Source organism: Blastococcus sp. HT6-4, assembly GCF_039679125.1.
GTDB classification, from domain to species: Bacteria; Actinomycetota; Actinomycetes; order Mycobacteriales; family Geodermatophilaceae; genus Blastococcus; species Blastococcus montanus.
In genome coordinates this window covers 3413913-3426791 of record NZ_CP155551.1, presented here as the reverse complement: position 1 = coordinate 3426791, position 12879 = coordinate 3413913, and the positions used below count along the sequence as shown (strand labels likewise).

Genomic DNA, 12879 nt, shown 5'->3' with positions numbered 1-12879 from the left:
CGCCGCCGCACGAGGAGTCGGTGCGCATCCGCGTCCCGGCGACCAGCGCCAACCTGGGGCCCGCCTTCGACTGCGCCGGCCTCGCTCTGACCTGCCACGACGTCGTCGGGTTCGCCGTCGCCGCCGACGGTCTCGAGGTGGCGATGAGCGGGGAGGGGGCGCACACGCTGCCGACCGGCGAGGACCACCTCGTCGTCCGGTCGTTCCGCGCGGCCTGCGCCGAGCTCGGCTGGAGCCCGCCGGGGTTGCGGGTGGTCGCGGAGAACGCCATCCCGCAGGGGAGGGGCATGGGCTCCTCGGCCGCGGCGGTCGTCGCCGGTGTCGTGGGTGCCTGGGCCCTGTGCCCGGACGTGGAGGCGATCGACGGCGCCGCCGTGCTGCGGCTGATCACCGAGATCGAGGGGCATCCCGACAACGTCGCGGCCTGCTTCCTCGGCGGGGCGACCCTGTCGTGGATGACCCCGGAGGGGGCCAACGCCGACCGGCTCGACGTCGACCCCGAGGTGCTGCCGGTGGTGCTCGTCCCCACGGCCACGCTGTCGACGCACGTGGCGCGCGGCCTGCTCCCCGGGTCGGTGCCGCACGCCGACGCCGCCTACAACGCCGGCCGGGCGGCGCTGCTGGTGCACGCGCTCACCCGTGAGCCCGGCCTCCTGCTCGAGGCCACCGAGGACCGGCTCCACCAGCGCCAGCGCGGTGCGGCCATGCCCGACTCGCTGGCGGCCGTCGACCGGCTGCGCGCGGCGGGGCACGCCGCCGTCGTCTCCGGCGCCGGGCCGAGCGTGCTGGTGCTGACGCGGCGGCACCCGGACGACCCCCCGGGCGACCCGGCGTCGGCGGTGCGGGTGCGCGAGGTGCGGGCACTGGTCCGGGAGGGCTGGCGGGTGCTGCCGCTGCAGGTGGACCTCGGTGGTGCCCGGGTGCTGCCCGGTACGCCCGAGGTATCGTCTCGGTAACGAGGAACACGCCGAGATCATCCGGTGTTGTCCTGCCAGTGAGCTGCGACTAGGCTCACGGCGTAGCCGCCCACGTGGGCGAGCCTCGCGCGGGGCCGAAGCAGACGATCGATTCTCTTCGCCGCTCATCCGCCTCGCACCTCTCAACCCGTTCTCCTGACGCTCACCCGCCTCCGGGCCGGTCCGCCGGAGATCGGGGCACCCCCTGCGCCGAGACGGCGCAGGTCACCGCAGGGAAGGACCTGTACGTGAGCGAAACCACCGACCTCGGCGTGAACGGCGCGCCCGACGCCGCCACGTCCGCCGGGGACACTGCCGCTTCTGGGACGGCGGGCCGCCCCCGCCGCCGCGGCAACGGACTGTCGGGCATGCTCCTGCCCGAGCTGCAGCGCCTGGCCGCCGAGCTGGGCATCCCCGGTACCGGCCGCATGCGCAAGAGCGACCTGGTCGCCGCCATCTCCGCCCGCCAGGTGGGCGGCTCCGAAGGTGACGCCCCGGCGCCGCGCACCGAGAGCCCGACCACCGACGTGGCCGACACCGCGCGCGGTGCCGCCGCCACCGCGGCGCCGCTCGAGGCCCCCGTCAGCGGCGGCGCCAACGGTGGCCCGCTGACCGGTGAGAGCAGCCCGGCGCCGACGCGCACGCGTCGTGGCGCGAGCCGCCCGGCCGGGTCGCCCGGCACCGCGGTGCCCGCCGCGGACGCCGCACCGGCGGCGGCCGCACCGGCGGCGGCCGCACCGGCCGAAGCATCGGCGCCGGCCCAGGCCGCACCGGCCGAGGCCTCCGCGCCCGCCGACGCCCCGGCCACCACCGAACCGCGCGAGGACGAGCAGCGCGACGGTGACCGGCCGCAGCGCAACCGCGACCGCAGCCGCACCCGTGGCGAGCGGGACGGCGGCCGGGAGGGCAACGACCGCGCCGAGCGGGGCGCCGGCCGGGACAACGCCGGCCGGGACAACGCCGGCGGCGACCGCAGCGAGCGGGGCAACCGCGACGGGGCCGACCGCGCAGAGCGGGGAAACCGCGACGGGGCCGACCGCGCCGAGCGGGGCAACCGCGACGGTGGCACGCGTGACGGCAACCGGGGCCCCGACCGCGACCGCAACGACCGGAGCGGGCGTCCGGACAACCGGAACGACAACCGCAACGACGGCGGCCGCAACGACCGCCCCGCCGACGAGGACGACGACGACTTCGAGGGCGGCCGCGGCCGGCGAGGCCGTCGCTACCGCGACCGCAACAAGCGCGGGGGCAACGGCCGGGACCGCTTCGAGCAGGGCGAGCCGACCGTCAGCGACGACGACGTCCTCCTGCCCGTCGCGGGCATCCTGGACGTGCTGGACAACTACGCGTTCGTCCGCACCTCGGGGTACCTGACCGGCCCGAACGACGTCTACGTCTCGCTGTCGCAGGTCCGCCGCTACGGACTGCGCCGCGGCGACGCCATCACCGGCGCCGTCCGGCAGCCGCGCGAGGGCGAGCGCAAGGACAAGTACAACGCGCTGGTCCGGCTGGACACGGTCAACGGGCTGGACCCCGAGCAGGCCAGGAACCGGCCGGAGTTCACCAAGCTGACCCCGCTCTACCCGCAGGACCGCCTGCGGCTGGAGACCGAGCCGCACCTGCTCACCACCCGGGTCATCGACCTCGTCATGCCGATCGGCAAGGGGCAGCGCGCGCTCATCGTGTCGCCGCCCAAGGCCGGCAAGACGATGGTCCTGCAGTCGCTGGCCAACGCCATCACGACGAACAACCCCGAGTGCCACCTGATGGTCGTCCTCGTCGACGAGCGTCCGGAAGAGGTCACCGACATGCAGCGCTCGGTGAAGGGCGAGGTCATCGCCTCGACCTTCGACCGGCCGCCGGCCGACCACACCACGGTCGCCGAGCTGTCCATCGAGCGGGCCAAGCGCCTGGTCGAGATGGGCCACGACGTCGTCGTCCTGCTGGACTCGATCACCCGGCTGGGTCGCGCCTACAACCTGGCGGCCCCCGCCAGCGGGCGCATCCTCTCCGGTGGTGTCGACTCCACGGCGCTCTACCCGCCCAAGCGCTTCCTCGGCGCGGCCCGCAACATCGAGAACGGCGGCTCGCTGACGATCATCGCCTCGGCGCTGGTCGAGACCGGCTCGACGATGGACACGGTCATCTTCGAGGAGTTCAAGGGCACCGGTAACGCGGAGATCAAGCTCGACCGCCGGCTGGCGGACAAGCGGGTCTTCCCGGCCGTCGACGTCAACGCGTCGGGCACGCGCAAGGAGGAGATCCTCATGTCGCCCGACGAGCTGGCCATCGTCATCAAGCTGCGCCGGGTGCTCGCCGCGCTGGAGCCCCAGCAGGCGCTGGAACTGCTGCTGGACAAGCTCAAGAAGACGCGCAACAACGTCGAGTTCCTCATGCAGATCCAGAAGACGACGCTGGGCCCCGGCGGCGAGTAACCGGTACCGCCCGCCGGCAGGGTGCGGCGATCAGGGATACTGGTCGACCGAGCCCCGTCGGCGGCGCGGAATACCACCCACCGGCCGGCGTTCCACCTCGTGAACCGCACAGACTTCTCGGAAGAGGCAACAGGCATGAAGCCCGACATCCACCCCACGTACCACGAGACCACCGTGACCTGTGGTTGCGGGAACACCTTCACCACCCGCAGCACGGCGCCCAGCGGTCAGCTGACCGTCGAGGTCTGCTCGGCGTGCCACCCGTTCTACACCGGCAAGCAGAAGATCCTCGACACCGGTGGTCGCGTGGCCCGCTTCGAGAAGCGCTTCGGCAAGCGCGGCGCCGGCGCGGCGGCCGACGCCCAGTAGCACCTCCGACGGCGCCCGTTCCCACCTCGCGGTGGGGCGGGCGCCGTCGTCGTGTCCGGCCCCGGCGAGAGGAACCCTGTGACCAGCACCGAGACGTCGGCACCCGACCGGCTGGCCGGGTTGCTCGCCGAGCACGCCTCCCTGGAGCACGAGCTGGCCGACCCGGCGGTGCACGCCGACCAGGCCCGGGCCCGCCGGCTGGGGCGCCGGTACGCCCAGCTGGCCCCGCTGGTGGAGACCGCCCGCGCGCTCGACCAGGCGCGCGACGACCTCAGCGCGGCCCGTGAGCTCGCCACCGAGGACGCGTCCTTCGCCGTCGAGGCCACCGCGCTCGAGCAGCGGATCACCGAGCTGACCGACCGGCTGCGCGAGCAGCTGCTGCCCAAGGACCCCGACGACGACAAGGACGTCATCCTCGAGATCAAGGCGGGGGAGGGTGGCGCGGAGTCGGCGCTGTTCGCCGGCGACCTGCTGCGCATGTACCTGCGCTACGCGGAGCGCCGTGGCTGGGCGACCGAGGTTCTGGACGCCGTCGACGCCGAGCTGGGCGGGTACAAGGACGTCGCCGTGGCGATCAAGTCGCGCACCGACGAGGGCATCTGGTCCCGGCTGAAGTTCGAGGGTGGGGTGCACCGCGTCCAGCGGGTGCCGGCCACCGAGAGCCAGGGGCGCATCCACACCTCCGCGGCCGGCGTCCTGGTGCTCCCCGAGGCCGAGGAGGTCGACGTCACCGTCGACCCGAACGACCTGCGCATCGACGTCTTCCGGTCCTCCGGTCCCGGCGGGCAGAGCGTCAACACCACCGACTCCGCCGTCCGCATCACCCACCTGCCCAGTGGCATCGTCGTCAGCTCGCAGAACGAGAAGAGCCAGCTGCAGAACCGTGAGTCGGCGCTGCGCGTGCTCCGCTCCCGGCTGCTCGCCGCCGCGCGCGAGGAGGCCGCGGCCACCGCGAGCGACCAGCGGCGCAGCCAGGTGCGCACGGTCGACCGCAGCGAGCGGGTGCGCACGTACAACTTCCCCGAGAACCGCATCTCCGACCACCGGGTCGGCTACAAGTCGCACAACCTCGACCAGGTGCTCGACGGCGACCTCGACGGGGTGATCGACGCGCTGGTCGGTGCGCACACCGCCGAGCTGCTGGCGGTCGGCTCCTGAACGCGCGGACGCTGCTCGGCACCGCAGCCCGCCGGCTCGCCGACGCCGGTGTCGAGTCACCGCGGGTCGACGCCGAGCTCCTGCTCGCCCACGCCCTCGGCGTCCCGCGCGCGCGGCTGCTCACCCTCGCCGCCGTCGACGGCCGGGCCGCCGAACGGTTCGAGACGCTGCTCGCCCAGCGGGCCGACCGGGTGCCGCTGCAGCACCTCACCGGGCACGCGGCCTTCCGGTACCTGGAGCTGGCGGTCGGGCCGGGCGTCTTCGTGCCCCGCCCGGAGACCGAGCAGCTGGTGAGCTGGGTGCTGGAGCAGCTGACCGGGGTCGCCGAGCCGGTCGTCGTCGACCTGGGGTCCGGCTCGGGGGCGATCGCGCTGTCGATCGCGCACGAGCACCCGGGGGCGCGGGTGACCGCCGTGGAGCGCGATCCCGGGGCCATCGAGTGGACCCGGCAGAACGCCCGCGCCCGCGCTGCGGCGGGGGACACCCCGGTGGAGGTGCTGGCCGCCGACATGACCGATCCGGGGCTGCTGCGCGAGCTCGACGGCGCCGTGGACCTCGTCGTCAGCAACCCGCCGTACGTGCCCGACGGCGCCCGCGTGCCGCGGGAGGTGGCCGACCACGACCCGCCACTGGCGCTCTGGGGCGGGCCGGACGGGCTCGACGTCGTCCGTGGGCTCCTGCGCACCGCCGCCCGGCTGCTGCGCCCCGGGGGCGCGCTGGGCATCGAGCACGCCGACGCGCAGGGGGAGACGCTGCCGGCCGTCGTCCGTGCGCACGGCGGGTTCACCGAGGTCGACGACCACCCCGACCTCGCGGGCCGGCCCCGGTACACGACCGCCCGTCGCGTCGGCTGACGTCTGCGGAAGACTGCTGTCCCGTGGCCGAGATCTACGACTGTTCCCGACCGGAGGACCGGACCGCGGGCCTGGACGCCGCGATCGCGGCGATCGGTCGCGGCGAGCTGGTCCTGCTGCCCACCGACACCGTGTACGGCGTGGCTGCGGACGCCTTCACCCCGGCCGCGGTGACGCGGTTGCTCGCCGCCAAGAACCGGGGCCGCGCCATGCCGGTCCCGGTGCTGATCGGGGAGGCGTCCACGCTGGCCGGGCTGGTGATGCAGACCCCGGAGGTCGCCACCCGGCTCGCCCAGGCGTTCTGGCCGGGTGGGCTCACCCTGGTCGTGGAGCACGCGCCGTCCCTGGCCTGGGATCTCGGTGATGCCGAGGGCACCGTGGCGGTCCGGCTGCCCGACGACGAGCTGACCCGCGACCTGCTGCGCCGCACGGGGCCGCTGGCGGTCTCCAGCGCGAACCGCTCCGGGCGGCCCGCGGCCACCTCCGCCCAGGAGGCGGACATGCAGCTCGGTGCCCACGCGGGCGTGATCCTGGACGACGGGCCGCGGACCAGCTCGGCCGCCAGCACCATTGTCGACTGCACCGGGCCGACCCCGCGCGTGCTCCGCGTGGGGGCCATCCCGGTGGAGCGCCTGCAGGAGGTCGTCCCCGAGCTCGAGGACTGACGCAGGAGTGCGCGGACCCGCTCGGCGCAGCAGGGGACGGCAACTGGCCGCGGGTGCAGGGCGCCGACGAGGTGGGCCCGGAGGGTCCGGTGAGGAGTGCGTGGACTCGCTCGGCGCAGCAGGGGACGGCAACTGGTCGCGGGTGTAGGGCGCCGACGAGGTGGGCCCGGAGGGTCCGGTGAGGAGTGCGTGGACTCGCTCGGCGCAGCAGGGGACGGCAACTGGCCGCGGGTGTAGGGCGCCGACGAGGTGGGCCCGGAGGGTCCGGTGAGGAGTGCGCGGACTCGCTCGGCGCAGCAGGGGGACGGCAACTGGCCGCGATGCGACGCGGAGCGTCGCAATGTCATAGCGCTACCGTTGAGCGACCGCCGCGCCGCCCGAGCCCGGGCATCGCGGGCGCCCGCACCGACTCCTGGAGTGCGCCTGAGATGAGCACCCCCTACTGGGGCCCGGACTTCGACGCCCTGGCCGCCTTCGACCCCGACATCGCCGGTGTGGTCACCGGCGAGCTGGACCGGCTGCGCAGCGGCCTCCAGCTGATCGCGAGTGAGAACTTCACCAGCCCGGCCGTCCTCGCGGCGCTGGGCAGCACCCTGTCGAACAAGTACGCCGAGGGCTACCCCGGTCGGCGCTACTACGGCGGGTGCGAGGTCGTCGATCGCGCCGAGGAGATCGGCATCGCCCGAGCCAAGGAGCTGTTCGGCGCCGAGCACGCCAACCTCCAGCCGCACTCGGGTGCGAACGCCAACCTCGCCGCGTACGGCGCCTTCCTGCAGCCCGGCGACACGCTGCTGGCCATGGCGCTGCCGCACGGCGGCCACCTGACGCACGGCGCGAAGGTCTCCTTCTCCGGCAAGTGGTTCAACGCGGTGCAGTACGGCGTGAACCCGCAGACCGAGCACATCGACTACGACCAGGTGCGCGACCTCGCCCGCGAGCACCGGCCCAAGATGATCATCTGCGGCGGCTCAGCCATCCCGCGGCTGATCGACTTCCCGCTCTTCCGGGAGATCGCCGACGAGGTCGGGGCGATCCTGATGGTCGACGCGGCGCACTTCATCGGCCTGGTCGCCGGCAAGGCGATCCCCAGCCCGGTGCCCTATGCCGACGTGGTCACCTTCACCACCCACAAGGTGCTGCGCGGCCCGAGGGGCGGCGCGATCGTGTGCAAGGCCGAGCACGCCAAGGCCATCGACAAGGCCGCGTTCCCGATGATGCAGGGCGGCCCGCTCATGCACGCCGTCGCCGCCAAGGCGGTGAACTTCAAGGAGTGCCTGCAGCCCGAGTACCAGGCCTACGCCCGCCAGGTGATCGCCAACGCCCAGGCGCTGACCGAGGGCCTGGCCAGCGAGGGGCTCCGGCCGGTCGCCGGCGGTACGGACACGCACCTGGCCCTGCTCGACCTGCAGGAGACCGGTGTGACCGGCGCCGACGCCGAGTCGCGGTGCGGCGCCGCGGGCATCGTGCTCAACAAGAACGCGATCCCGTTCGACCCGCAGCCGGCCTCGGTGGCCTCGGGCATCCGGGTCGGCAGCCCGGCGGTGACCACCCAGGGCATGGCCGAGACGGACATGAAGGCGATCGCCTCTCTGATCGGCACGGCCATCCGCGACGCCGACGGCAGCCGCACGGCCGAGGTCGCCGCCGGTGTCCGCGAGCTGGTCGGCGCCCACCCCGCCTACCCCGAGCCCGCACGGACCGTCTGAGCCCGTGCGCGAGTACGTCGTCGTCCTCCTCACCGCCGCGCTGGTCACCTTCCTGACCACGCCGGTGGTTCGGATGGTGGCGATCCGGCTGCGCATGATGGCCGCCCCGCGGGAGCGTGACGTGCACGTCATCCCCACCCCGCGGGGCGGCGGCGTGGCCATGTACCTGGGGGTGGTCGCCGCCGTCCTGGTGGCCTCCCGCCTGCCCGCGCTGCAGCGGACGTTCGACGACACCCAGGTCCACGCGGTGCTGGTCGCCGGGGGGCTGATCTGCCTGCTCGGGGTGCTCGACGACAAGTGGGGCCTGGACGCCCTGACGAAACTCACCGGGCAGATCGCCGCGGCCGGCGTCATGGTGCTGCTGGGTGTGCAGCTGGCGTTCCTGTTCCTGCCGTTCGCCGACATCGGCACGCTGATCCTCGGCCCGGACGTCGGGGTGCCGCTGACCATCCTGCTGACCGTCTTCGCGGTGAACGCGCTGAACTTCATCGACGGGCTCGACGGGCTGGCCGCCGGGGTGTCGGCGATCGCCGCACTGGCGTTCTTCGCCTACAGCTACAACCTCGGGCAGATGCGGTACGAGGAGGCGGCGAGCGCCCCGGCGCTGATCACCGCGGTGCTGGCCGGCGCCTGCCTCGGGTTCCTGCCGCACAACTTCAGCCCGGCGCGCATCTTCATGGGTGATTCGGGCTCGATGCTGGTCGGGCTCATGCTGTCGGCGGCCGCCGTGACGGCGACCGGGGGAGTGGACGCCCAGACCTTCGGCTCGGCGGCCAGTCTGCTGCCGCTGACCCTGCCCATCCTCGTGCCGATCGCGATCCTCTTCATCCCCTTCATCGACCTGCTGCTCGCGGTGGTGCGGCGCACCCGCAAGGGCCGCTCGCCGTTCTCACCGGACAAGATGCACCTGCACCACCGGCTGCTGTCGATCGGGCACTCGCACCGACGGGCGGTGCTGGTCATGTACTTCTGGGCGGCGTTGCTGTCCTTCGGTGCGGTCGGGCTGTCGGTCACCGGCGGGCGGGTGGAGCTGGTCGTGGCCATCGGCGTGCTGCTGGTCGTCGGGGTCGTCGTGGTGCTGAGCCCGCGCGCCCGGCGGGCCGCGCGGGAGGCCCGGGCCGCCGAGCTGGAGGCCCAGCGACGGCGCAGCCGGGCCGACCACCCCACGGCCCGCGCCGTCCGTGCTGCCCTCGACACGTCGGCCCGCACCCGGGCCGCGGTACCTTCGTCCGACACCCGTGAGGCCCTCCGGTGACCGTCCCCTCCGCTGCCCGCACCCCGCCCGACGCGCCCTGGGACCTGTCCTTCCTCCGCGTCGGCGCGCTGGTGACAGCGCTGGCGGCTGCGGTCGGCGCCCCGGTCGCGGGACTGCTGGCCGGCTGGGCCGGGGCGGTGGGCGTCCTGCTCGGCGCCGTCATCGTCACGGCCTTCTTCGCGATGTCCAGCAGCGCCGTGGCCTTCGCCGGCAGGATCGGTGACACCCTCACCCTGCCGGCCGCCCTCCTCGCCTTCTTCGTCAAGGCGCTGCTGCTCTTCGCGATCCTCCAGGCGCTCCCGGCGGATGGATGGGTGGACCGGCGGGCCCTCGCGTGGGCGGTCGTCGTGGGTGCTCTCGTGTGGAGCGGGGTCCAGCTCCGCTGGGTGTGGACCCGGCCCCTGTACTACGTCACGCCGCCCCCTGCGCCCGCTCCACGGGCGCACCCGGACGGGCCCCGGGAAGGCGGCTGATAGTGTCCGGGCCGATGTCCGAGGACACCTCCGGGAACGGAGGAGGCCGAGCGCGCCCTGCGAGCCCAGCCCGTCAGCCCAGTGGTGCTGACGCCGGCTGGGCGGTCACCGGAACGATCATGTCCGGGATGGCCGTGTGGGGTGGGGTCGGCTGGCTGCTCGACCAGTGGTTGGACACCCGGGTGTTCTTCGCGGTCGGCGTCCTCCTCGGTGTGGCGGTGGCCATCTACGTGGTCGTCGTCAAGTACGGAACCGTCGATCCACCCACCGGGTCACGGACGAGGACGACCCCGGACGGGCGAGGCAGCCGGTCCGGAACGCAGAAGGGACAACGGTGACCTCAAGCGCCCGTGCGCTCGGCGATGTGCTCGCCGTCGAGAGCGACCCCGGCGGTGGCTTCACCCCTCCGGGCATCGGGGAGTTCTTCCCCGAGACGCTGTTCGGCTTCTCGGTCCTCGGCATCCAGTTCGACTTCGACCGGATCATCCTGGCGCTCTGGCTCGCCACGGCGGCCATGCTGGTCTTCCTGGTGATGGCGTCCCGGAAGGCCCAGATCGTGCCCGGGCGCCTGCAGTTCATCGGCGAGTCCGGCTACTCGCTGGTGCGCGACGGCATCGCCCGCGACGTCGTCGGCCCCAAGGGCCTTCCCTTCGCCCCGTTCCTGGCGTCGCTGTTCTTCTTCATCCTCGCCAACAACCTGCTGGCGATCATCCCGGGCATCCAGATCTCCCCGATGGCACGCTTCGCCTTCCCGCTGGTGCTCGCGCTCGTCTGCTGGGTCGTCTACATCGGGGTCGGTATCAAGAACCAGGGCCTGTGGCCCTACTTCCGCGACATCATGTTCCTGCCGGGCGTGCCCAAGGCCGCCTACATCCTGGTGACGCCGCTGGAGCTGCTGCAGAACTTCATTGTCCGGCCGTTCACGCTGGCGATCCGGCTCTTCGCGAACCTCTTCGCCGGCCACATGCTGCTGGTCACGTTCGCGCTCGGTGCCACCTACCTGTTCACGGTGGGGAACTTCTCGGCGGTGTTCGGCCCGCTGTCGGCGCTGATGGCCATCGTGATGACGTTCTTCGAGCTGCTGATCATCTTCCTGCAGGCCTACGTCTTCACGATGCTGATGGGCACCTACCTCAACGGTTCCGTCGAGGCCGCGCACTGACCTGATCCGGTGGCCGCGCCGCGGTCGCCCCACGCACTGCACCACCCGCACGATCCCGCCAGCCGCCCGGTAGCTACCGGGCGACCGACACAGGAGGAACACCCCGCAATGGACGTTACGGCAGAACTGGTCGGCAGCATCGGCTCGGTCGGCTACGGCATCGCCACGATCGGCCCCGGCATCGGTGTGGGTCTGGTCTGGGCCGCCTACATCCAGGCCACCGCCCGCCAGCCCGAGTCCGCCGGGCTCACCCGTACCTACGCGTTCCTCGGCTTCGCCCTCGCCGAGGCGCTCGCCCTGATCGGCTTCGTCGCGCCCCTCGTCTACGGCACGGGCAGCTGATCCGTACCCGTCGTACGGGTACGGATCACCGATTCCAGACAGGGACGTGCAGAGCATGAGCATCCTGGCCGCCGAACAGCCGAGCGTGCTTCTCCCGCCGCTCGGCGAGATCATCATCGGGCTGATCGCCTTCCTGATCCTGTTGTTCGTGATCTGGAAGTTCGTCGCGCCGCGGTTCGAGCAGGTCTTCCAGGCCCGCCGTGCCGCGATCGAGGGCGGTATCGAGCGCGCCCAGGCGATGCAGGCCGAGGCGAAGGCGGCGCTGGAGCAGTACCAGGCGCAGCTGGCCGAGGCGCGCACCGAGGCCGCCCAGATCCGTGACCAGGCCCGCGCCGAGGGGCAGCAGATCCTCGAGGAGCTGCGAGCCCAGGCGCAGGAGGAGTCGGCGCGGATCGTCGCCCGGGGCGAGGAGCAGATCGCGGCTTCCCGCCAGCAGGTCGTCCACGAGCTGCGCGGGCAGATCGGCACCCTCGCCGTCGAGCTCGCCGGCCGCGTGGTCGGCGTCTCCCTCGCCGACGAGGCGCGCCGCCAGGGCACCGTCGACCGCTTCCTCGACGAGCTCGACGGCATGTCCGCCGGCTCTCCGGACGGCCGGGGCGGCAGCACCGTCGCCGGGGGAACCCGCTGATGGAGGCGTCCAGCCGCGCGGCGCTGGTCCATGCGCGGGAGCGACTGGAGGAGCTGAGCCGGGACCCCTCGGGTCTGCTCGAGAAGGCCAAGGACAAGCTCACCGGTCAGCAGCGGGCGACCTCCGCGGACGACCTGCTCTCGCTGGCCGACGAGCTGTTCGCCGTGAGCCGGCTGCTGGAGTCCCAGCCCTCGCTGCGCCGGGCGCTCTCGGACCCGGCGGGCAAGCCGGAGGAGCGGGCCGCGCTCGCCCAGCGGCTGTTCGCCTCGCGGCTGTCGCCGGTGGCGCTCGACCTCCTCGAGGAGACCGTCCGGCAGCGCTGGTCGCGCCCGCTCGACCTGGTCGAGGCCGCGACCATCCTGGCCACCGAGGCCGCGCTCGACGCGGCGGACGTCCGGGGTGAGCTCGACGGCGTGGAGGACGACCTGTTCCGCTTCGGCCGGATCGTCGCCGGCGACCGTCAGCTGTCGCGGATCCTCAGCGATCGGACCGGCTCGCCGGAGGGCAAGGCGGAGCTCCTGGACCGGCTGATCTCCGGCCGGGTCAGCCCGGTCACCGAGCGGCTGCTGCGGAACGTCCTGACCAGCGCACACGTTGGTACGGCCGGGGTCGCGATCGAACGGCTCTCGGAGGCGGCCAGCCGTCGTCGGGGTCAGTCGGTCGCGCGGGTCACCACCGCGGTTCCCCTGACCCCCGCGCAGGAGCGGCGTCTGGCCGACGTGCTGGGTCGCCTGTACGGGCGGACCATCGGCCTGCAGGTGGTCGTGGACCCGACCGTGCTCGGCGGCCTCCTCGTCCAGGTGGGCGACGAGGTCATCGACGGCAGCATCGCCCATCGGCTGGAAGCCGCCAGACGGCAGCTGGCCGGCTGAC

Annotated in this window: 14 protein-coding genes; all 14 read left to right on the top strand. The window is 73.3% G+C overall.

Features of this window, described 5'->3' with window-relative positions:
- The first annotated feature begins 20 nt into the window (after positions 1-20).
- The 14 genes from thrB to ABDB74_RS16215 all read left to right on the top strand — a co-directional run bounded on the left by thrB (position 21) and on the right by ABDB74_RS16215 (position 12878).
- Positions 21-956: a homoserine kinase gene (thrB, locus tag ABDB74_RS16280; RefSeq protein WP_346619804.1), complete on the top strand. Its 936-nt coding sequence runs from the start codon at positions 21-23 to the stop codon at positions 954-956.
- A 368-nt stretch (positions 957-1324) separates the two neighbouring features.
- Positions 1325-3394 (top strand): transcription termination factor Rho, encoded by a 2070-nt coding sequence (rho, locus tag ABDB74_RS16275; RefSeq protein ID WP_346623905.1) that lies wholly within the window; start codon positions 1325-1327, stop codon positions 3392-3394.
- A 135-nt stretch (positions 3395-3529) separates the two neighbouring features.
- On the top strand, positions 3530-3763 hold the full coding sequence (gene rpmE, locus ABDB74_RS16270; RefSeq protein ID WP_346619803.1) for a 50S ribosomal protein L31: 234 nt from the start codon (positions 3530-3532) through the stop codon (positions 3761-3763).
- 78 nt (positions 3764-3841) lie between these two features.
- The gene (gene prfA, locus ABDB74_RS16265) at positions 3842-4921 is read left to right on the top strand and encodes a peptide chain release factor 1 (protein WP_346619802.1); all 1080 of its coding nucleotides are present in this window, start codon (positions 3842-3844) and stop codon (positions 4919-4921) included.
- Positions 4918-5775: a peptide chain release factor N(5)-glutamine methyltransferase gene (gene prmC / locus ABDB74_RS16260; RefSeq protein ID WP_346623903.1), complete on the top strand. Its 858-nt coding sequence runs from the start codon at positions 4918-4920 to the stop codon at positions 5773-5775. Before prfA ends, prmC begins: the two co-directional genes overlap by 4 nt.
- 23 nt (positions 5776-5798) lie before the next feature.
- The gene (locus ABDB74_RS16255) at positions 5799-6440 is read left to right on the top strand and encodes an L-threonylcarbamoyladenylate synthase (protein ID WP_346619801.1); all 642 of its coding nucleotides are present in this window, start codon (positions 5799-5801) and stop codon (positions 6438-6440) included.
- A 428-nt stretch (positions 6441-6868) separates the two neighbouring features.
- A complete protein-coding gene (glyA, locus tag ABDB74_RS16250; protein WP_346619800.1) occupies positions 6869-8146 on the top strand; it encodes a serine hydroxymethyltransferase in 1278 nt (425 codons plus the stop codon).
- A 4-nt stretch (positions 8147-8150) separates the two neighbouring features.
- Positions 8151-9401, top strand: coding sequence for an MraY family glycosyltransferase (locus tag ABDB74_RS16245; RefSeq protein WP_346619799.1), 1251 nt, complete (start codon positions 8151-8153; stop codon positions 9399-9401).
- Positions 9398-9874 (top strand): hypothetical protein, encoded by a 477-nt coding sequence (locus tag ABDB74_RS16240; RefSeq protein WP_346619798.1) that lies wholly within the window; start codon positions 9398-9400, stop codon positions 9872-9874. Before ABDB74_RS16245 ends, ABDB74_RS16240 begins: the two co-directional genes overlap by 4 nt.
- Positions 9875-9993: 119 nt before the next feature.
- Positions 9994-10212: an AtpZ/AtpI family protein gene (locus ABDB74_RS16235; protein ID WP_346619797.1), complete on the top strand. Its 219-nt coding sequence runs from the start codon at positions 9994-9996 to the stop codon at positions 10210-10212.
- Complete coding sequence (gene atpB, locus ABDB74_RS16230; protein WP_346619796.1) at positions 10209-11036, top strand: F0F1 ATP synthase subunit A; 828 nt, start codon at positions 10209-10211, stop codon at positions 11034-11036. The genes ABDB74_RS16235 and atpB overlap by 4 nt, the downstream gene beginning before the upstream one ends.
- A gap of 108 nt (positions 11037-11144) precedes the next feature.
- The gene (gene atpE / locus ABDB74_RS16225) at positions 11145-11378 is read left to right on the top strand and encodes an ATP synthase F0 subunit C (RefSeq protein ID WP_346619795.1); all 234 of its coding nucleotides are present in this window, start codon (positions 11145-11147) and stop codon (positions 11376-11378) included.
- A 55-nt stretch (positions 11379-11433) separates the two neighbouring features.
- Positions 11434-12006: a F0F1 ATP synthase subunit B gene (locus tag ABDB74_RS16220; RefSeq protein WP_346619794.1), complete on the top strand. Its 573-nt coding sequence runs from the start codon at positions 11434-11436 to the stop codon at positions 12004-12006.
- The gene (locus ABDB74_RS16215; protein WP_346619793.1) at positions 12006-12878 is read left to right on the top strand and encodes a F0F1 ATP synthase subunit delta; all 873 of its coding nucleotides are present in this window, start codon (positions 12006-12008) and stop codon (positions 12876-12878) included. The genes ABDB74_RS16220 and ABDB74_RS16215 overlap by 1 nt, the downstream gene beginning before the upstream one ends.
- Position 12879 lies beyond the last annotated feature (1 nt).

Excerpts from the sequence above, each read along its gene's own strand:
- atpE (WP_346619795.1), top strand. The coding sequence starts at position 11,145 with ATGGACGTTACGGCAGAACTGGTCGGCAGCATCGGCTCGGTCGGCTAC.
- glyA (WP_346619800.1), top strand. The coding sequence starts at position 6,869 with ATGAGCACCCCCTACTGGGGCCCGGACTTCGACGCCCTGGCCGCCTTC.
- ABDB74_RS16235 (WP_346619797.1), top strand. The coding sequence starts at position 9,994 with ATGTCCGGGATGGCCGTGTGGGGTGGGGTCGGCTGGCTGCTCGACCAG.
- rpmE (WP_346619803.1), top strand. The coding sequence starts at position 3,530 with ATGAAGCCCGACATCCACCCCACGTACCACGAGACCACCGTGACCTGT.
- ABDB74_RS16215 (WP_346619793.1), top strand. The coding sequence starts at position 12,006 with ATGGAGGCGTCCAGCCGCGCGGCGCTGGTCCATGCGCGGGAGCGACTG.
- rho (WP_346623905.1), top strand. The coding sequence starts at position 1,325 with ATGCTCCTGCCCGAGCTGCAGCGCCTGGCCGCCGAGCTGGGCATCCCC.
- ABDB74_RS16220 (WP_346619794.1), top strand. The coding sequence starts at position 11,434 with ATGAGCATCCTGGCCGCCGAACAGCCGAGCGTGCTTCTCCCGCCGCTC.